The following is a 20,357-nucleotide window of genomic DNA, read 5'->3' as shown; positions in this document are numbered from 1 at the left end:
AATTAAAACAGGCCACTCAAAAGGAATCATGACTTATCTGTTTTCATAAGAAATAACAGAACTGGTGTTTGAGACCAGATGATCTACAAATTCCGTCTGTGAAGTTGAAGGGCTTTAAACATCCCTGCGATCTTTTATAATGTTGAAAGACTTATTGCTTTGAGAATGGCTGATATTTTGTAAAAATCAAAATTAAGAACGTCCCTATCATTATTTATAACCTTTTGTAAAAATTCCCAATCCTCTTTAAGACTACCTATGGTAAGTTCCTTGGGTTCTTCATAAATATTAAATAATTCTTCAGTAGAAATATTCCAATATAGATCTTTATCAAAAGAAAATTTAGAAATTTCAGACACTTCTAATTTTTGAATCAAGGTCAATAACAGTTTTTTTATATCTTCTTTTTGAATTTCAATTGTATTCTCCATTTGTATTTTTAGTTGATAAAATGACAAAAAGCAATCGGGAGATAGTATGTACTAATTATCATAAAAAATAATACCCAGGATTACGCTAAAATCTTCGCTACTGAAAATGGAACAACTTCTCTTATCACCATCAATCACAGATAACCTTACATTTTCCAGATCTGAATTTCTCATTTTTTCAACAACTTCTCTATGCCCTTCAAAATGATTTCCAAGGTAAAAACTCATTCCTAATCTATCGTTATAAATATCATATAAGTGCTGTCTTGTTTCCACAAATGAATCCATAATTAAAGTATTTTTAATATTACTAACATAAGATTTAACTTGATCTAAATGGTCTCTAATATTATGTAAATCATTTATTATTGAATCATTCATAATTTATTATTTTTTTATATTTTATCTTACATATGGAGTCCAAGTTCCTCCATTCCATGGTTTTATAATCTGTGCTCCCATAACAGGTCCAAAAACCTGTACTTCTCCATATCTGTCCAAAAAAGGATAATAATTTTGGTTCCAGTAATTTCAGGAGCACCTGCGCTGTTTCTGGCGAAACTTACCCTCACTGAACTCTGTTCGCAGTCTTTGTAAAAGATTCTCTTTTATTCGTCTGTCAAAATGGTCTTTGTACTGGTAAATATAACGGTTTTCTTATTGTAAAAAACCACTGCAAAATGCAGTGGTTTTATTTATTAATGGACACGATGGAATAAAAAATCATTTAAACCTATCACTACCAAAAATTCTATAGACTATAGGACTTAAGCCAGCAGTAACAATTAAAAATAATCCTATATTGGATAAGTTCAATTTACCGGGGAATATAATCATTAACATAAGCCATGTTAACATTATACTAATCACAAAATAACCGTATATTCTAGAAGATTTCGTCTTATACCAATTATATTCAATAATTGGATTATTAATTCTATCTTTATTCTGCAAATTAATAATCTCAATAAAATGTTTTTTAAAATCTAAATAATCACTAGTCGCTTTTTTAGGGATATTTAAAAAAATTTTATAAGAATTAAAAACTAATCTGCATCCGTAATAATTCTCAGTTTCACTAAAGCTGTAATTACAAATATGTGATAAATCAATTTTTTTATTATTAAAAGAAATATAATTATTGTCTAACGATATATTGTAAGTATTCATAGAATTCTTTTTTATTAAAACAAAACTAATAACACTTAATATAAAAAGTACTATTGCGGGATAAATCCTAGGATTAAAGTAAATAGAAGTTAAAACTGTAAATAGTATTACTATAATAAAAGAAACAACCGTGTATAGTGATAGTTTTTTTATTGAAAAATTATTTAATTTATATTCTTTCATTTTCAAATTATTTATGGGTACCATATTGTAGACTTTCTACCAATACTTTCATCTAATTGGTCACCAATACCGAACATATAATCTGCTACACCATATATTGCAATTCCAGCCAGAATAGCTGGCGCAGCTGCAACTATGGCAGGAGCCGTTACAAATGTTGCTACAGCAGTAGCTCCTAATAAACCTAGATTTATGATAGAATGGGCATCCCAAGTATCAGTTCCAAACTCATATAAAGTTACCCCAGCAGTTAAACCAGTACCAACATAGCCTAACCTTTTAGAAATTTTACCTACCGATTTCATAAATCCTTCGGTTGATCTTAAAATCTTTCCTGCTCTAATACCACTAACTGCCGAAAGAAATGTCGAGGCATTTATTTTATTTACATTGGATAATTTATTATATTCATCTATTACCATATTAGCATTTCCTAATTGTCCATTTAAATGCTTTTCCGTATCCTTAAAAAAATCTTCTGTCTGATAATGCATTAGTTTTTTACTCATTCCTTCTACATTGTTTACCATTCCCATTAAACTATTATTAAATACTTTAAGAATATTAAGCTCCCCAACGCTCTTTACCTTTGAATCTGGATCTTTATAGTTTTTCCACCAATAAAAATCTCCATTTTTGTTTCTTTCTATTTTTTTCCCTAATTTCTTTTCCCATATAGATATAATATCATTAAGCAAATCATTATCGTCTGTTCCATTTGATTGTGGATATAAAGAGCCAAATCCATAACTACCTCCATATCCTGTTTCTATAGATCCAAAAGCCGCATCTCCTCTTCCTATCCAGTTAGGATTGATCCAGGTTGAAGGCGCATCCGGTCTCGTATCATTCGGCATAGCAAACTGACGAGGCTGCATTCCATCCGGATCTATAAAGCTTATCGGGTTGTTAAAAGCGTAATTATAAGGAGAATACCTTCTTATCGCTTCCGCCATGGGATCTATCACACCCCATCTTCCTAAATCTGGCATATACATTCTGGCTCCAAAATCATACATTCCTGTTTCCTGAAGTTCTTTACCTCCAAATTTGTAAGAATGATAATTGGAGAACGAAGACATATTTCCTCCTCCGATATGGTTAAGCCCAAAAGGATAATAATTATTGGTTCCGGTAATTTCAGGAGCGCCTGCGCTGTTTCTGACGAAACTTACTCTTACTGAACTACATTCGCAGTCTTCGTAAAAGCTTCTCTTTTACTCGTCTGTCAAGGTGGTTTTAGTACTGGTAAATATAACGGTTTTCTTATTGTAAAAAACCACTGCAATTGCAGTGGCTTTTACTTTTATTCAGGGGGCACGAGCGAGACGCTCACGCCAACTGGAGAAATATTATACTCCTTTTAGAAATTTATCTTTGTTTATATATAAATGCATTATCATCATTATTTCTAAGCTTATTTACATACCAAGTATCAAAATTATCTAATTTTAACATATCAACCTTTTCTAAAATATCAATGTTTTTTGATTCATTTTGTACAAAAATGAATATTTTGTCTTTTATTTTTGCAATATCTATTAGTTCTTTAAGAATTAGCTTAATACTTTCAAAGGCGATTCCTACAGTTCCAATTATAAAAATATCATAATTTTCAATCTCATTTATTATTATGTAGACTAGCTGATTAAAAACATCAATAATTTCTTGGGGTTTAATAAATTTTAAATTGTATTTTTTAATTAAGTTTTCATAATTATTAATAGATAGGTCCTTACTATCTACATATTGTGAAACTTTAATAGAATCGTGAAAAGGTAGATTAATGTAAAATATTTTTTTAGACTTATTTAAATTATCTTCTTGTGATAAGTAATTATTAAAAATTACATATACACTTCCAATTTCTAAATCGATATTTTTATTAAAAATCGTTATTTGTTTATACATTATTTTTATTTTACAGGTAGTTTATAAACTTTATAATTATCAATTAAAGGATTTCTTCTAATAAAGTTGCCTTTATTAATAAGTTCCTCAATATATTTAAAATTACCACTTTCTATTCCATGTTGAATAGCTGCATTCATTCTATGATTTCCATCTGTCAAAATATATTTTCCTTCATAGATATATCCTGCTCCGCCGGTTGGTTTGTAGGTTCCATTTGACATTTGTTCAAAATATTCAGCAACTTTAGCTGGATTAATTCTTTTTTGAGTACTTAATATACCATTTGCTTCTGCTTCTGCAGAAATTTTTGAAATTATAGATATCTCTTCTGTAGCAACTGTAGCATTCCCTATTCTTCCGTATCCACCAAACATATTGTATCCACCTCCTCCGAAATCCTGCATGATCTCTATATGAGAACTATTCATAAGTCTGAAAGACCTGTCCAAACTTGATTCTCCTTCATTGTAAAACGGATTATCGCGATTGGCTCGATATTCAGCCATTGGATTATAATTAGCATTCGTTATTAAGCCAAATAGCCTAGTTCCATCAGCACTATAATCAGGAGGAACCCTTTCAACAGCACCAACACTTACATTCGCTTTTCCTCCTCTTCTTCCGAATAAATTAATGAAAAAACGCCCAATTTTGTTCCAAAAACTTCCATTATTCTTAGATCGGGGAGGATTTCCCGACACCAAATCTGAAAAAGCATCTCTCGCCTCACTTCCGGTGTATACAGTTCCATACTCACTTTCATAAACACTGCCACCGCCACCAGATCCTAAAGTAGCTCCATAATTTATACCATCACTTGTTCCTCTACCTAACCATCCCGGATTTGTCCATCCAGAGGTAGTATCGGGACGAGCATCGGATATCATCGCAAACTGATGCATAGGTGCCATCCCATCAGGATCTATAAAGCTTATTGGGTTATTGAAAGCATAGTTATAAGGAGAATACCTTCTCATCGTTTCTGCCATTGGATCTATCACGCCCCATCTACCCAGATCAGGCATATACATCCTCGCTCCAAAATCATACATTCCTGTCTCCTGAAGTTCTTTGCCTCCAAATTTGTAAGAATGATAATTGGAGAATGAAGACATATTTCCTCCTCCGATATGGTTAAGCCCAAAAGGATAATAGTTGTTGGTTCCGGTAATTTCAGGAGCACCTGCGCTGTTTCTTGCGAAACTTACCCTTACTGAACTGCGTTCGCAGTCTTTGTATTGGTAAATATAATAGTTTTTTTATAGTAAAAACCACTGCAGTGCAGTGGTTTTATTGTATTAAAAAAATAAATAGTTGATGGTTTGCTATAAAATAACTATTTATTCTAATCCATAGACACATTCGTAATGAGCACAAAACTTAAAATAAAGAATGACAAAATTCCTACAACTATTCCAAAACTAATCCAAGCCCATTTATGTCTTATTTTTTTAGGCTCTTTATCAAATTCATCAAAATATTTTAAGTACTTATCGTTTTTAAATAGTAATTTTTCATTTATAATCCATGGCATAACCAATAATCCTATTATAAAAATCCATTTATATGGACTTCCTGGTTCCCAAAAGATTTGTATTAATGATTTTCCTATAATTGCCTGAAAAATATTGAATAATCCATATTCTAAAAGAATTATCAAGCCTCCCATTTGAATACCTGAAATAATAATATTCTGACCATATACACGATTATTTAGTGCATTCTCGCTAGCTACTCTTATTTCTTGTGGTGAACTATTTTTCTTCTTTAGTACATTTATTATAAAAGGAATTTTATAAATTAAATCAAAAATTAAAGTAATAGGATAGGTTATTATTTTTGATGCGTTTCTCTCAAACTGATAAATAAAGTAATGTACATAATTCCAAATTCTTTCCATAAGTTATATATTTTTAAAATTTAATAACCATATTAAAAATATCGCGTTGATTTTCAACGCGATATTCAATTTTATTATATTTGAAATATTACATAAAGTCATTAAAAATTAATGATTTTTATAGTCGTTATAAAATTTAAAAATCACTTTTTCAAGCTCATCAAAATTATAAGCTAATGTATTGGAAGAAATCGAAATAGGAGTACCATAAGTTTTAAAAGTCTTTTGTAATAACTTTCTTTTAATACCACTTTGAGTATTTAGATATTTATTGGGGTCTTTTACATTAATAATCAAAAACTTTGTTGACATAACATCAATACGTTTTATTGAAATAATATCATCCCAAAAAATTGCACCTACGCTTACATAACTAGAATTGTCAACAATCCCCTCTTTGCTAATTATAAGATTAATTTTCTTTGTTAAAAAAACTTTTGTTAAAAAAATTAAACATAATCCAAAAAATATTATTGAGATAATTCCTACAATACGTATAAATATTATATTTCTAAATATTACTGAAACAAATATATCTGGATTTGTTGTTAAAAAAACACCTAAAATTACAAATATTAATGACCCTAATAACATTAATAGTAATTTCGTTTTACTGCTTTCTATTTCAATTGTATTCATTTTTTATTTTTTTATTTATTTGTACTCAGGTTTATTTAATATACCATCGGCCCAACCTTCTGCAATCTCACCACCCCAAAATCCACCTACAATTCCCCCTACTATGCCTCCAATCACAGCTCCAACTGCAGTTCCCTCAGGACCTACAAAGGTTCCAATTCCACCACCAATTTTACCTAAAGCCCATGCACCTGCAGCAGCTCCGGCCATTCCTCCAGCTACATTTGCAGTTGCTACTTGAGCTTTAACACCAAACTTCCATCCATCTTGATAAACACCATACCCAATTTGCCCGGCATTAATTGCTTTTCCTACCCAACCAGCTCCTTTTGCATATTTTCCAAGCTTAGCAGTAGTCCTTACATAATCACTTCGTAGCCCTATCAAAGATCCTACTGATCTACCTGCATAAGCAGTACTCCTCCTGACTCCTAAATTATCAATCCAATAGCCACTATTATAGAGACTTGTACGTTGTTTAACAACAGATTCTAATCCTTTTTCCATAGTAGTTGCACTCCAATCAGCCCAGTTTTTATAGGCATCTAATGGAATATCACCATTTTTAACTGTTATTGAATTCAATACGCCCAGATGATATTCTCCATAAACATCATTATTTGTAGAATACCCTTTAATAAATTCTGGATTTCCCGTCCAAAAGGTAAGATTTCCATTTTCTTCAATATTAATATCAAGTCCTCTTGCTTTCCAGCCTGCCAAAAGCTCATTTAGTAGATAACTATTATTATTTGATGGTGAATACAAAGAGCCAAATCCATAACTACTTGCGCCACCCTCATAAGCACTACCACCGCCACCACTAAAACCTGTATCTATAGATCCAAAAGCTGGACCTCCTCTTCCTACCCAACTTGGATTGATCCAGGTTGAAGGAGCGTCTGGTCTTGCATCACTAGGCATTGCAAACTGACGAGGCTGCATCCCATCAGGGTCTATAAAGCTTATCGGGTTATTAAAGGCATAGTTATAAGGAGAATATCTTCTCATGGCTTCTGCCATTGGATCTATCACGCCCCATCTTCCTAAATCTGGCATATACATCCTCGCTCCAAAATCATACATTCCCGTTTCCTGAAGTTCTTTGCCTCCAAATTTATAGGAATGATAATTGGAAAAAAGAGATTTTCCGCCTCCGATATGGTTGAGCCCAAAAGGATAATAGTTGTTGGCTCCGGTAATTTCAGGAGCACCTGCGCTGTTTCTTGCGAAACTGACTCTCACATTTCCAAGATGGTCTTTATACTGGTAAATATAACGGTTTTCCGTGAAACTGTAAAAGCCTTCTGCGGTTGGGACAAAATCTAATGTCCATTTTGGTCCGCCGGGAATAACAGGTCCAATCACTTTTCTGTAGGCCTGCTCTTCATAGGCGCTTTCGGTTTTACAGGTCAGGCATCCTTGTCCGTCATCAATATTGGTATACTGAAAGCCATCCAGATAATCGGTAGTCTGTATTCTCAGAAGTCCCATATACGCCTGCTGAACAGATGTTTTTCGAAGTTTTACTCCACCAGCTCCGTAGATATGATTGATATTCGTGGTAGATACTTTTCCGGCGGCATTTGTCACCGAAATAGATAACTGATTCTGCAGATCTAATACATTATATCCAATCGTCTGAATTCCCTTATCTTTCATATTGATCATATTCCCGTTCAGGTCATAATCAATCGTGTTGTTTCCCCCTTCATAGCCGGTATCGTTCAATGCGTTTTCAATGACTTTATCCAGACGGTTTCCGGTGTACTGGTATACGAGGTCATCTACCTGAGTGGCCGTGGTTCCTGTTACCGGGAAAGCATTCCTTTTCAGGGTTTTGATGTTTCCGTTCAGATCATAGGTCGCATATTCGTTATAATAATTGTTATACGGGTTGGTTGTATTCGGTTCTGTATATACGGCGTCCTTTAACCTGTTTAAAGCATCGTAGGTATAAGAATATCTTTTCAGCACGCCATCTGATGCAGACTTCCAGTCGATTTCTGAGATATTCCCGTTGCTTTTCCCCGGAGCAATATTGGTATAGGCCGGATTCTGGTATTTCAGAGGGGACCACAATATAAAACCGTAATAATAAGTATATTAAAGTATTACGGTTTTTGTTTTGTGGTTTTTCCCAACAATAAAAAGTTTGTTTATTATAGGGAACTACAAACAAATATTTATTAATGGTTGGTTTTTAAAATATTACCATATTTGTACCATCAATTGTAATTTTATTTTCCAATTTTTTTTGTGAATTTGAAGACTTCCCTGTTTGGTAAACTTCCCTGTTTTTACAAAGTATAGTTCAATGAGTCTAAAGCCTTTTTATTAAATTTATAAATCATAAAGTTTCTCGTATTCATAATTTCGTAATCTTTCGTTTTATCTAAAAACTTCTTTTTTGACACATCAAAAATATTAAACTGTAAACTATCTGCCATGGTTTCTGGATAACTAGAGACCGTTTTATCTAAATCAACTATACAGTTTAAATCAATTGAACTTTTGGGCAAAACAAAAATATCTTCATCATTTATAAATTTTAGATTTAATGTATCTTTTTTATAAATAAATTTATACTTTTCAATAATATCTTTTGTCTTTATTCTAAGGGTATCATTAGAACTATTAGATAAATATAGAAAATTCTCACAATACACTTTCATTCTATAATCATTGTCATTTTTTTTATAAACAACATACTGATAGTGTATTTTACATTCATAGTCATTCTTCTTACATGAGAATAAAGTTATTAAACAAATAAAACTTTTAATTACCAGTTGCCCCATTTTTAACATCTTTATAGTTATTAAGTATTAATTTTTGATATTGTAGTGTTGTCATTCTAAAAATAGGAGAATTAATTTGATTTTTATATAAAATTAAATGTTCATTTCTTTGAGCTGTAGCAGAATTATCAATTGGTGATTTCATATTTACAGTTAAATGGCTAATTTTTCCTCCTTCATGTTCTAGAGTACTTATAAAATTATATTTATTATTTAAAAAAGAATTAATATGTCCATTGGTAACAGTTATATTAACTGTTTGATTTTCTTTGATTGTTGACATTACTCCTTTATAAGAATAACTTCCACCATTAAATGTATTATAAGTTCCACTTTTTAGATCTGGTTGCCCGCCTATCCATTGCTGACCATTCCAAACTGAGCCAGAGAACTGCCCATTTCTAAGGTTTTTCAAGTCTACTCCTGCGGCAGAAGAATAATATTTTGCTATATTTTGGAGAATAAAAAAATTATCTTTATCAAAATAATAATCTTTTAATTGCGCAGACAACCAAGGTGCTGTATTTAAACCTCCTGTAATGGGATTTTGAAAATCAATAACAATATTATTAGAAATTTTATTATCAGTATATAAAAACTGTCCAAACTGATTAAAATGATCATCAGGTGGATAATTAAAATTAAACCTCGAAAAGTTTGGTTTATAATCTGGATTCATCAGTTTTTTAAACTTCTCTACGGCATCCTCTCCTTCATAATATTCCACACCATCAATACCACCACCTCCATCAGATCCTAAAACAGCTTCATAATTACCTTCGGCTCCCCCACCTCTACCTAGCCAGCCAGGATTTATCCATCCGGAGGTCGCATCCGGACGAGCATCGGATATCATCGCAAACTGACGAGGCTGCATCCCATCCGGATCTATAAAGCTTATCGGGTTATTGAAAGCATAGTTATAAGGAGAATATCTTCTCATCGCTTCTGCCATAGGATCTATCACACCCCATCTGCCAAGATCAGGCATATACATCCTCGCTCCAAAATCATACATTCCCGTTTCCTGAAGTTCTTTGCCCCCAAATTTATAGGAATGATAATTGGAGAATGAAGACATATTTCCTCCTCCGATATGGTTAAGACCAAAAGGATAATAGTTGTTGGTTCCGGTAATTTCAGGAGCACCTGCGCTGTTTCTTGCGAAACTTACCCTCACTGAACTGCGTTCGCAGTCTTCGCAAAAGCTTCTCTTTTACTTGTTTATCAAGGTGGTCTTTGTACTGGTAAATATAACAGTTTTTATGAAGTGTAAATTACAAAAGCCACTGCAATTGCAGTGGCTTTTAATGTTAGAAATTAAAGATCAAAGATCTTTATTGAGAAAGCTTATATATTAATATCCGTCATATCTAATTACAAATACCCAAAATAATACACAAAAAATAACAAATCCTAAAGCAATTCTTCTGGACTCTTTTACAACATTTTTATTTGCATAAAAGGTATTAATCTTTTCTGTCAAATCATCATCACCTATAAATTTGGAAGTTAAGAGTAATTGAAAATATGCTAAACCAATTAAAAAGGGATAGAAATATATTTTGGGTGGAACACCGATGGTTTTATCGATGAGCATCAACATAGGAAACTCTAATAAAAAAAGTAAAACTCCACCAAGCGTAATTATTGAGTAAAAATTTTTATTGTTATGCGCTTTATAATAAATATGGGTTTGCAAATAGCACTCATAATAAGCATATAAATATGCATTTCTTATTTTTTCTTTCATTTTTAAGGATTTAAATAATCATATTTGTTACTTCCTCTTTCCATAGCACCCCATGTCCAAATATTCCAATAATTTACATCGGTATTATCAATTCCTACAGCTATAGCAGGACCTACATAAGGAATATAGCCAGACAAAAAACTTGTAATTCCTCTTGAAACATATCCTGGATGATGTGATTCATAAAATTGAGCCACAGAAATTCCTAATCCTGCAAATGCAATTCCTTTTACTACTTTAGAACTATTTAAAGCATTAATAGCCTTTACATTTTTCATAAATTTCACACCAGAAATATATTTATTTCCATTTAAATAACCATTGCTTCTATATAAATTATAAGTTTTGAAAATATTAGGCGTTTTTATCATCTTCCCTGCATTTACAAAATCGTTTGATACTTGAGCAGTAGTACCTAAAGTAATTCCAATTCCATTTGTCATATAAGATTGTGCAGTACTTGCACCATTTAATAATCCCCAATAATCATTATTATCTAGTCCATTCCAACTGCTTCCTCCTTGGGTAATATTTAGGATATTAAGCTCCCCAATACCCTTTACATTTGAATTGGCATCTTTATAATCTTTCCACCAATAAAAATCTCCATTTTTGTTTCTTTCTATTTTTTTTCCTAATTTCTTTTCCCATATAGATATAATATCATTAAGCAAATCATTATCGTCTGTTCCATTTGATTGTGGATATAAAGAGCCAAATCCATAACTACCTCCATATCCTGTTTCTATAGATCCAAAAGCCGCATCTCCTCTTCCTAACCAGTTAGGATTGATCCAGCCTGAAGGAGCATCCGGTCTTGTATCAGTTGGCATGGCAAACTGACGAGGCTGCATTCCGTCGGGATCAATAAAGCTTATTGGGTTATTGAAAGCATAGTTATAAGGAGAATACCTTCTCATGGCTTCTGCCATTGGATCTATCACGCCCCATCTTCCTAAATCTGGCATATACATCCTTGCTCCAAAATCATACATTCCTGTCTCCTGAAGTTCTTTGCCTCCAAATTTATAGGAATGGTAATTGGAAAAAGGAGATTTTCCGCCTCCAATATGGTTGAGCCCAAAAGGATAATAATTATTGGTTCCGGTAATTTCAGGAGCGCCTGCGCTGTTTCTGACGAAACTTACTCTTACTGAACTACATTCGCAGTCTTCGTAAAAGCTTCTCGTTTACTCGTCTTTACTCGTCCGTCAAGATGGTCTTTGTACTGGTAAATATAACTTTTTTTATAGATAAAGCCACTGTAGTACAGTGGCTTTATCTTTATCCAAGGACACGAGCAAGATGCTCTCGCAAGCAGGGATCTATTTAATTATTTTTTCGGGAAAAAACTCTTTGAAATCCATTGCTATAATTATTGGATCACAAGCTTTTACATTACTATTTTTATTTACTTTAGAGACATTATTTAAAATATCATCTATACTCTCAAAAATAATATTACCTTTTACATCAACGTCTAATACATTACAATAATTTTTACAATCTTGTATTTTAATTATTGAAGTAAATACATTGTTGCTAGGTGGAGGTAGAGGCACATAAGAATACTTCATTAAATACTCGTAATTTAAATCTTTACCAACTATAATCATTGAAGGAATAAACATATAATTATCATGAGCACCTGTATATAATCTAATATTATAGACTGATTTTTTCTTCTGTTCAATACTTTGTTTAAAAAGAGTAAGTATTCCTTTATTATATTTTTTAGAAAAGAAGATTAGATTTACCGGATCAATACTTCTTAATTTTTTATCAAAATCAAATCTTTTTCTATCTAAAATATAATATACATCATAATTTTTGTCTTCAAATATTTTTATGATATTTCCCTTTTCTGTTTTTAAATTAATCGAAAATTCTTTATTCTCTATATCAGCCATTCTCATTTGAGAAAAGACTTTAATACTAATAGCTAAAGCTAATAATATTAATAATTTATTTAATTGTTTTAACTCCATATTTTGTCATTATAATATTAAAATTCCTTTGAAAAGCATCACCATCTTTATATCTAACCCATCCATTTATATAATTATTTTTAGAAGTTTGATTATAATTTATAAAATTATCAAATGGAATAGTTCCAAGCTGCATGAATCCTTTCGTGTGGTTGAAAAATAATAATTTCATTCAAAAGTCTTTTTTCATCAGGATAACCAAGTACCCAGCATATTTGTAATTTATATCCTGTAGTACCTGTTTTATGTAAAGATACAAAATGAGCTAGTCTACAAAAATGCCACGAGAAAGGATTCACGCGGCAGCGGAGTTTCTAAAAAAAGGTTTAAAGAGTATTTACAGAAAAATATTGCTTCACGTTAGTTTCGTTTCCCAATTGGAAACGAAACTACTTTATAAACACAAAACCCACCACATTGCGGTGGGTTTATTATTCAATTTAACGAGCAAGATGCTCGAACCTGCAGGTCTCTTCTTAATCAATCAATTGAATCCATACTTGTAAATTCGTTTTCATCAATTTCACGCTCTAAGTATCCAATAACTTTATCCCAATTTTCACTCAGAAAAAACATACCATAATATTTTTTCCCTAACAAACTTACAAACCTCAATTTACTATTAGAATAATTTTCCAAACTTAGTATTAGACTACCTATTTCTTGTGATAAATTATCATTACCATTTCTTGTAGCGTTATATTGTCTAATTTTATATACTCCTATTAAGTTATCTCTGTCGAAGTTATCACTATTGCTGATTTTAATTTTATATTGGTCAATATTACCTAAGAAATTTCTTTCTTTTTTAATTAATTTAAAAATGTCTTCTGATGTTAACATATAGATTATTTTATTTTGATCTTGGTAAAACATATTGAACTTTAGCTCCATATGTAACCCCAGGTACAAGCCATTCAGATTCACTTGATGTGAAAGGATTTGGAACAGCTTGCCCTGTGGTAAATGTTTTAGACATAATAATCCCAGGAACTCCATTTGTGTAAAATGCATTACCCGTTGCGAAATCTCTTGCAACATTTATATCACTCGTCCAACTAGTCCAAATGCTAAGATTATCTCCTCCAGCGTGTAATTCCATATCCCTATGAGGGCCAAAAGTTGTAGCAACTTGTCTAAATCCTCCAGGTATCGCAACTCCCTGCATTGCTTCAAAATACATAGAGCCTTTAGCTTTTGAAGAAACTCCTCTATACAGTAATATACTATTACGATTTATATCTCCTGTTGTGATAGGTACATCCAATGGCAAATCTCTTGTCCAATTATATTCAGCATCTTTCATCATTGTAGGCATTAAAATAGCCCCTAAAGTTGCTGCCCCAATAGACGCTCCTGCTATGCCAATACCTGCTCTCGCACCTATATAATATTCTGCTGTTGTTAATCGAGCTGCTTCTCCAACTTCAATTGTTCTATGTAAGGTTGCTGCAATAGCTGCATTACCTTTCCCAACTAGTCCACTAAAGAAATTTCCAATTCTTTGAAGAAAATTTGTTTTTTTATTTTTAGGTCGAGGAGTCGGATCACCACCCGATATTAAAGCTGAAAAAGCATCTCTCGCCTCACTTCCGGTGTATACAGTTCCATACTCACTTTCATAAACACTGCCACCGCCACCAGATCCTAAAGTAGCTCCATAATTTATACCATCACTTGTTCCTCTACCTAACCATCCCGGATTTGTCCATCCAGAGGTTGTATCCGGACGAGCATCGGATATCATCGCAAACTGATGCATGGGCGCCATCCCATCCGGATCTATAAAGCTTATCGGATTATTGAAAGCATAGTTATAAGGAGAATATCTTCTCATGGCTTCTGCCATAGGATCTATGACACCCCATCTACCCAGATCAGGCATATACATCCTTGCTCCAAAATCATACATTCCTGTCTCCTGAAGCTCTTTACCTCCAAATTTATAGGAATGATAATTGGAAAAAGGAGATTTTCCGCCTCCGATATGGTTGAGCCCAAAAGGATAATAATTATTGGTTCCGGTAATTTCAGGAGCGCCTGCGCTGTTTCTGGCGAAACTTACCCTCACATTTCCAAGGTGGTCTTTGTACTGGTAAATATAACGGTTTTCCGTGAAACTGTAAAAGCCTTCTGCGGTAGGGATAAAATCCAGTGTCCATTTTGGTCCGCCGGGGATAACAGGACCGATCACTTTTCTGTAGGCCTGCTCTTCGTATGCGCTTTCAGTTTTACAGGTCAGGCATCCCTGTCCGTCATCAATATTGGTATACTGAAAGCCATCCAGATAATCGGTGGTCTGTATTCTCGGAAGTCCCATATACGCCTGCTGAACAGATGTTTTTCTAAGTTTTGTCCCACCAGCTCCGTAGATATGATTGATATTCGTGGTAGATACTTTTCCGGCGGCATTTGTCACCGAAATAGATAGCTGATTCTGCAGATCTAATACATTATATCCAATCGTCTGAATTCCCTTATCTTTCATATTGATCATATTCCCGTTCAGGTCATAATCAATCGTGTTGTTTCCCCCTTCATAGCCGGTATCGTTCAATGCGTTTTCAATGACTTTATCCAGACGGTTTCCGGTGTACTGGTATACGAGGTCATCTACCTGGGTGGCCGTGGTTCCTGTTACCGGGAAAGCATTCCTTTTCAGGGTTTTGATGTTTCCGTTCAGATCATAGGTTGCATATTCGTTGTAATAATTGTTATACGGGTTGGTTGTATTCGGTTCTGTATAGACCGCGTCTTTTAACCTGTTTAAAGCATCATAGGTATAAGAATATCTTTTCAGCACGCCGTCTGAAGCAGATTTCCAGTCGATTTCCGAGATATTCCCGTTGCTTTTTCCGGGAGCAATATTGGTATAGGCCGGATTCTGGTATTTCAGTTCATAGCCAAACAACTTATTTCCCAATGCTGCCGGGTCATTTATTTTGATAAGAGCTCCCCGGATGTCATACTGATAATCCATGCTCTCCAGACCATTTCCTACTTTTTTGTTGGTGATCTGTGACAACTCATTATAGGTATTTTCCGACAGGATTTCTACCGGTTTACTATCCACCTGATGACGATGTCTGATCACTCTGTTCTGGTTATCAAAATCAAAACTCTGAGCAATGACTTTTTCCGTATCGGTATTCAGTCTTTTATGGTATACTTTAGATTGTTGGGTAACTCCCGCAAAATCCAGCTCAGTCTCGGTACGGGTATATCCGCCCAAATGGTTAATAGCATAGGTGCTGATCAACCTTCCTTTCGCATCGTAATAGGCATAGTTCTTCGTCCAGTTATCGTCCTCAATATTTTTGACCAGACTTAAGGTAGGCATGGCCTTCGTATTGACAGGAGCATTCCCGGTATCGGAAATAACAGGCTTTCCTAACACCGAAGAAGGGAAAGGCGGATTAAAACTGTAGGCAGGATAGGTGTCGTAATAATTAATGGATAATAACGCAACCCATGTCGGGGATTTGGGATAGCTTCCTTCGGGATTACCATAGTATACATCCATTCCCTGTCTGTTAAACATAACAGTAGGAATTCGGGTCACATTATTAGATCCCTGAAGGTCTGCCAGATATTGTTCCGTAGCTCTGGCGCTTCCCGTACTGATTCCGGTAATAGCGACTCTTCCAAACTGGTCATATTTGGTGTAGAGCCATTGTCCTTTTTGCCTTAAGTTGGCATCCTGAGTGGCCACCAGCCTGTCCTGTTGATCGTAGATCATATATTCCCAGCCTTTTCCGGGAACTTTTTTCTCTACGAGTCTTCCCAGTCCGTCATAGCGGTATTGATAACACAGGTTATCCAATATTGTCTGATCCGGCGCAGCAGTACTTACCGCCAATGGAGGAATAACATAAGTCAACTGTCCGTACTCATTGTAGAGGTAATAGGTATCTGCATTCCGGGAACCGTCATTTTTTCTGACCAGGATGGTTTCTCCTTTTCCGTTTTTAAACTCCATACTCATATTTCCATCCGGATCGGTGACGGTATTTTTCCCTAATTGATTGGCTGAGTAAAAAACAGGTTGGGCAATGGTAGTTTCCGTTCTTCCATCCACCCATGAGGTAGTCACCGTATATTTTCTGACTTCATTGTCATTATTGGTTCCATATCCTATATTGACAGGTTTCTGAGACCAGGTATTTCCTGCAGGTACCACCTGGTTGACACGCCCTGCAAAAAGGACATCATATTTTTTTTCCGTATAGATTTTTTCATTGCCATAGCCTGCCGAAGGCGCATTCGCTAAAGGATCAGCGTAAAGAGCCCCGTTCTGGCTTCCGTTCTGAGGAACAGGAAAATAGTTTTTAGCCTGTCTTCCCTTAGCATCATATTCCACAGGTAATACCACATCTCTTCCCAGAGGCGTCGCTTTGATGGCGACTGACTGGATGGGTCTTCCCAACCCGTCAAAATACTGTACCGATTCTGATTTTTTATTACAGTCTCCATCCATACAGGTTTTGCTGTAGACATAGTTCTCATTGGTGCTGAGATTGGTTTGTGCAAAAGAAATTCCTGCTACAAACAAGAGGCTGAATCCTGATATAATTTTTTTCATAGTGTTAGTGTTTGTAGTTATACTGGTTTTCCTGCAAGGTTTTTCCTTCTGAATCCTTTACTTTAATTAATCTTCCCGCGGTATCATATACATTGGTTGTTCTGATTCCATTGGCTGATATAGAATTGGTCACCCCTACTAAAGGATCATAGGTTGAAGTGGTGATTCCATAGTCTTTCAGAGCAGGATCTTGTCTTAAAGTTTCCAGTGCCTGAAGCAATGCCGGTTCGTTCGCCGGATTATTATTATCAGCATCTGATGCGGTGATGGCAGCGGTAACACTGGATAAAGAAGCGATTTGAGCATAAGAAGCTCCTGCAATCACGGCAATAGGAACGGTCTGGTTATAGCCCCAGATGGTGGTACTCGGAATTCCGTTTTTTCCGGTGGCCTGTACCAGGTTTCCTTTACTGTCGTAGACATCAAGGGTCGAAGTCGTCACCGGAGCCTGGGTTTGTCTGTTATAGCCAATAACAGAGCTTGGATATAAATGGGACCCGTTATCAAATTTTGTTTCAGACTTTCCGATTGTTTTTCCGTTTTCCTTAATTTCTGATTCCAGTAACACCCCCGTCATATTGGCTTCCAGTAATCTGGTGTGGTTTTTATCCTGAGCATATTGATAGAACGTTTCTGTTACCGTTCCGTCAGGAGCGATACTTTTGGAACTGGAAGGTTTGAAATTGTCTGCTCTCACATTATTTTCCCCTGAACTTTGCAGGAATGAAGATGCGGTACCGGAAGGATACGCTACAGAACTTGTTTTGGTCTGACTGGTAAATGCAGGTTTGGAAAAACCTTTGTCTTCTCCTATCACATAGGCATTATCATCTACCTCTGTGAAAGTGTAATTATACTCATCTTTTGCCAGTAACTGATTGCTATCGCTATAGACTTCTTTCTTTTCTACCAACCCTGAATTAACAATGTTATTATAAGGCCAAAAATAAAGCGTCTTTCCATCCTTTGTATAAGAATAAGGCGGATAATCTCTTTGAAGTTTAAAATAATACTTCGTATAACCTTTTCCTGAATCTTCAGTTACCTTAACATTCCTATACATTACATTACTTATTTGATACTCCCCACTTGAAGCATTAGGTATCGAAAAATGATCGTAATTATAAGCAACCGACTGAACAGGTATAGTATTTCCCACATCAGCATATCTTTTAATTGACCTGATCCTATGGCCACCAGCAGAGGTTCTACTTTTGTAAGGTCCCGGTACAGTTACCAATTCCGAAAGAAAGACACCTCCTTTACCCCCAACAGAAGGAACATTAAGGATAAGTGTATATTGTCCCGGATAATTATAAAATTTAGTTTTTATAAAATCCTGATTCGTAGCTACGATTTCTGTCCCTCTTTTTAAGGTATATGTTATCCATTGATCTTTTGGCAGAGGCTTCGGAGGAATAGGTAGTCCGGTTCTTGGATCAATAATTTCAGGGTTGTCAATATAATAATCAATCCCTCCGGTAAGCCAGAATGCTTTTTTCTTTGCCGAATCGCCTGATACAGTAAAATTATAAGTCAAAGATTGATTGGTATCCATATCCAAGTACGGATATTCCTTAATGTACTGAGCACATGGATCCAGGATACCATTAAAATCACCATCCAAAGATGCCAGATAGGTAGCAGAATTCCTGTCACGATACACTTCACCTGTTTCATAGGTGTATTCAGTCACCCCTTTGGCAGGATGGATTATTTTGTTAAGAATACCGGCAGGACGCGTTAAATCACCTCCACCACAAGCTGACCCTTGAATATAAGTATAATCCAACGGGTTATATTGAAAAGATGTCTCTTCTATAACTGTTTGCCCATCCATCTTTTTCACTCTTTCAAGTTGCCTTCTCTTCTTTTTTGTATCAATAGTACCTAAAGGAAGAGGATAAGAATACTCAAATACATACTCTGCAGTTTTACCGTACTTATTATTCAGAATAATTTTTTTGATACTGAATGGATCATTTATTGTTTTTTCAAGCGTTTCATCATGGTCATATACAATCGCTATATTCCCGAAAGCTGTATTTATTTTTTCCAACTGACAGGTCTTATAAAGCAGCGCCCCATTTTTATCGGTCTTTGATTCTTTCTTATATAAAAATCCGGATAATTCCACTCCATTAGTATCTGTAATCCTCGTTAAATAAAAAGCAGATTTATATTCTGTTCCCCAAAGTCCTTTTTCATCATATGAACTATCATATACAACTGCCGTAGAGTAATCATTAAAGTAATAAGAATTTCCCTGATCATCTGTAATAGTAAAAGAATCAACCACTAAAGTCGCCGGATTATTTTGTTTTGTATAAGATATCTTGACATGATTCAAAGGAGTAAGATCAATAATCTTAAAAGTGTTCTGCTGAATATCTCTTTCTATTTTAAATTTCCCTGATAATCCTGGAACATTATAATAGTATTCATCATCAAAAACATTTTTTTCATAATTAGGATTGTTTTGGCTCTGGAATAGTTCATCTACCATTATCCCGTTAATCTGTCTTGAGATAACCCCTCCCTTTGGCATAAACCATCCGGCACCTACCTCTCCTACAGGTTCATCCTGAGCAGTACTAGTAGCGTCATAACTAAGCTGTAAGCTTACCCCTGATCCTCCATTTCCCGGAAGGCTTAATAGCGGTACTGAAATTTCAGGAATTCCCACTGCGACAGATGGCGGATTATCCGTGAAAGAAGCCAGAGAAGCTAAAGAAGGAACCGGATTTCGGGTATCCCCAAAATTGACTCCCTGAAAGTTGTTAAGCTGCCCCATAGCAGTTCCATACCAGAAGGCCAGAACCGCAGCATAAAAGTAAGTTTTCTTCATCGTGTTTATTTTTTAATCAGCTTAGCATTGGCTGTTTTGTTGGTATCCGTTTTTATCGTAACCAGGTAAGCTCCCTGCACCAGTGCCTGAGTATTTATTTTAGTCACTTTATTCTTCGTTTTAAGATTCTGAAGCTGTCTTCCACTCA

Annotated in this window: 19 protein-coding genes; all 19 read right to left on the bottom strand. The window is 34.7% G+C overall.

Going from position 1 to position 20,357, the window contains the following annotated elements; translation table 11 throughout:
* Positions 1-134: 134 nt before the first annotated feature.
* Positions 135-431, bottom strand: a complete 297-nt coding sequence (locus tag C1631_RS21435) for a hypothetical protein (RefSeq protein WP_109714129.1) — start codon at positions 429-431, stop codon at positions 135-137.
* 51 nt (positions 432-482) lie between these two features.
* The gene (locus C1631_RS21430; RefSeq protein ID WP_103249084.1) at positions 483-719 is read right to left on the bottom strand and encodes a hypothetical protein; all 237 of its coding nucleotides are present in this window, start codon (positions 717-719) and stop codon (positions 483-485) included.
* 435 nt (positions 720-1,154) lie between these two features.
* Positions 1,155-1,784, bottom strand: coding sequence for a hypothetical protein (locus C1631_RS21425; protein WP_109714127.1), 630 nt, complete (start codon positions 1,782-1,784; stop codon positions 1,155-1,157).
* Positions 1,785-1,795: 11 nt separating this feature from the next.
* Complete coding sequence (locus C1631_RS24545) at positions 1,796-2,923, bottom strand: RHS repeat-associated core domain-containing protein (protein WP_109714125.1); 1,128 nt, start codon at positions 2,921-2,923, stop codon at positions 1,796-1,798.
* 232 nt (positions 2,924-3,155) lie between these two features.
* Positions 3,156-3,695, bottom strand: coding sequence for a hypothetical protein (locus tag C1631_RS21415; RefSeq protein ID WP_109714123.1), 540 nt, complete (start codon positions 3,693-3,695; stop codon positions 3,156-3,158).
* Positions 3,696-3,700: 5 nt separating this feature from the next.
* On the bottom strand, positions 3,701-4,870 hold the full coding sequence (locus C1631_RS24410) for an RHS repeat-associated core domain-containing protein (RefSeq protein ID WP_228441444.1): 1,170 nt from the start codon (positions 4,868-4,870) through the stop codon (positions 3,701-3,703).
* A 173-nt stretch (positions 4,871-5,043) separates the two neighbouring features.
* The gene (locus tag C1631_RS21405; RefSeq protein WP_109714121.1) at positions 5,044-5,598 is read right to left on the bottom strand and encodes a hypothetical protein; all 555 of its coding nucleotides are present in this window, start codon (positions 5,596-5,598) and stop codon (positions 5,044-5,046) included.
* Positions 5,599-5,706: 108 nt separating this feature from the next.
* Positions 5,707-6,237 (bottom strand): STM3941 family protein, encoded by a 531-nt coding sequence (locus C1631_RS21400; RefSeq protein ID WP_109714119.1) that lies wholly within the window; start codon positions 6,235-6,237, stop codon positions 5,707-5,709.
* Positions 6,238-6,252: 15 nt separating this feature from the next.
* Positions 6,253-8,319, bottom strand: coding sequence for an RHS repeat-associated core domain-containing protein (locus C1631_RS21395; RefSeq protein WP_109714116.1), 2,067 nt, complete (start codon positions 8,317-8,319; stop codon positions 6,253-6,255).
* A 218-nt stretch (positions 8,320-8,537) separates the two neighbouring features.
* Complete coding sequence (locus C1631_RS21390; RefSeq protein WP_123966759.1) at positions 8,538-9,038, bottom strand: hypothetical protein; 501 nt, start codon at positions 9,036-9,038, stop codon at positions 8,538-8,540.
* On the bottom strand, positions 9,019-10,218 hold the full coding sequence (locus tag C1631_RS24405; RefSeq protein WP_228441418.1) for an RHS repeat-associated core domain-containing protein: 1,200 nt from the start codon (positions 10,216-10,218) through the stop codon (positions 9,019-9,021). The genes C1631_RS21390 and C1631_RS24405 overlap by 20 nt, the downstream gene beginning before the upstream one ends.
* A 177-nt stretch (positions 10,219-10,395) precedes the next feature.
* Complete coding sequence (locus tag C1631_RS21380; protein WP_103249553.1) at positions 10,396-10,791, bottom strand: hypothetical protein; 396 nt, start codon at positions 10,789-10,791, stop codon at positions 10,396-10,398.
* 2 nt (positions 10,792-10,793) lie between these two features.
* Positions 10,794-11,861, bottom strand: coding sequence for an RHS repeat-associated core domain-containing protein (locus C1631_RS24540; RefSeq protein ID WP_438502081.1), 1,068 nt, complete (start codon positions 11,859-11,861; stop codon positions 10,794-10,796).
* A gap of 255 nt (positions 11,862-12,116) precedes the next feature.
* The gene (locus C1631_RS21370; protein WP_109714110.1) at positions 12,117-12,779 is read right to left on the bottom strand and encodes a hypothetical protein; all 663 of its coding nucleotides are present in this window, start codon (positions 12,777-12,779) and stop codon (positions 12,117-12,119) included.
* Positions 12,757-12,951, bottom strand: a complete 195-nt coding sequence (locus C1631_RS23870; RefSeq protein ID WP_123966757.1) for a hypothetical protein — start codon at positions 12,949-12,951, stop codon at positions 12,757-12,759. Before C1631_RS23870 ends, C1631_RS21370 begins: the two co-directional genes overlap by 23 nt.
* 308 nt (positions 12,952-13,259) lie before the next feature.
* Positions 13,260-13,622 carry an enoyl-CoA hydratase gene (locus C1631_RS21365; RefSeq protein ID WP_109714274.1) on the bottom strand — a complete coding sequence of 121 codons (363 nt, stop codon included), beginning with the start codon at positions 13,620-13,622 and terminating at the stop codon, positions 13,260-13,262.
* 10 nt (positions 13,623-13,632) lie between these two features.
* On the bottom strand, positions 13,633-17,361 hold the full coding sequence (locus C1631_RS21360) for a DUF6443 domain-containing protein (RefSeq protein ID WP_109714108.1): 3,729 nt from the start codon (positions 17,359-17,361) through the stop codon (positions 13,633-13,635).
* 4 nt (positions 17,362-17,365) lie between these two features.
* Positions 17,366-20,209: a hypothetical protein gene (locus C1631_RS21355; protein WP_109714106.1), complete on the bottom strand. Its 2,844-nt coding sequence runs from the start codon at positions 20,207-20,209 to the stop codon at positions 17,366-17,368.
* Between the two features lie 5 nt (positions 20,210-20,214).
* A partial coding sequence (locus C1631_RS21350; protein ID WP_123966667.1) for a T9SS type A sorting domain-containing protein occupies positions 20,215-20,357 on the bottom strand: 143 nt, incomplete at its 5' end.

Source organism: Chryseobacterium phosphatilyticum, from assembly GCF_002899825.2.
Taxonomy (GTDB): domain Bacteria; phylum Bacteroidota; class Bacteroidia; order Flavobacteriales; family Weeksellaceae; genus Chryseobacterium; species Chryseobacterium phosphatilyticum.
The sequence above is the reverse complement of the archived record's forward strand: the minus strand, read 5'-3'. Positions and strand labels throughout refer to the sequence as shown.

Excerpts from the sequence above, each read along its gene's own strand:
- C1631_RS21415 (WP_109714123.1), bottom strand. The coding sequence starts at position 3,695 with ATGTATAAACAAATAACGATTTTTAATAAAAATATCGATTTAGAAATT.
- C1631_RS21370 (WP_109714110.1), bottom strand. The coding sequence starts at position 12,779 with ATGGAGTTAAAACAATTAAATAAATTATTAATATTATTAGCTTTAGCT.
- C1631_RS23870 (WP_123966757.1), bottom strand. The coding sequence starts at position 12,951 with ATGAAATTATTATTTTTCAACCACACGAAAGGATTCATGCAGCTTGGA.
- C1631_RS21425 (WP_109714127.1), bottom strand. The coding sequence starts at position 1,784 with ATGAAAGAATATAAATTAAATAATTTTTCAATAAAAAAACTATCACTA.
- C1631_RS21355 (WP_109714106.1), bottom strand. The coding sequence starts at position 20,209 with ATGAAGAAAACTTACTTTTATGCTGCGGTTCTGGCCTTCTGGTATGGA.
- C1631_RS21430 (WP_103249084.1), bottom strand. The coding sequence starts at position 719 with ATGGATTCATTTGTGGAAACAAGACAGCACTTATATGATATTTATAAC.
- C1631_RS21360 (WP_109714108.1), bottom strand. The coding sequence starts at position 17,361 with ATGAAAAAAATTATATCAGGATTCAGCCTCTTGTTTGTAGCAGGAATT.
- C1631_RS21435 (WP_109714129.1), bottom strand. The coding sequence starts at position 431 with ATGGAGAATACAATTGAAATTCAAAAAGAAGATATAAAAAAACTGTTA.
- C1631_RS21390 (WP_123966759.1), bottom strand. The coding sequence starts at position 9,038 with ATGGGGCAACTGGTAATTAAAAGTTTTATTTGTTTAATAACTTTATTC.
- C1631_RS21380 (WP_103249553.1), bottom strand. The coding sequence starts at position 10,791 with ATGAAAGAAAAAATAAGAAATGCATATTTATATGCTTATTATGAGTGC.
- C1631_RS21400 (WP_109714119.1), bottom strand. The coding sequence starts at position 6,237 with ATGAATACAATTGAAATAGAAAGCAGTAAAACGAAATTACTATTAATG.
- C1631_RS21365 (WP_109714274.1), bottom strand. The coding sequence starts at position 13,622 with ATGTTAACATCAGAAGACATTTTTAAATTAATTAAAAAAGAAAGAAAT.
- C1631_RS21405 (WP_109714121.1), bottom strand. The coding sequence starts at position 5,598 with ATGGAAAGAATTTGGAATTATGTACATTACTTTATTTATCAGTTTGAG.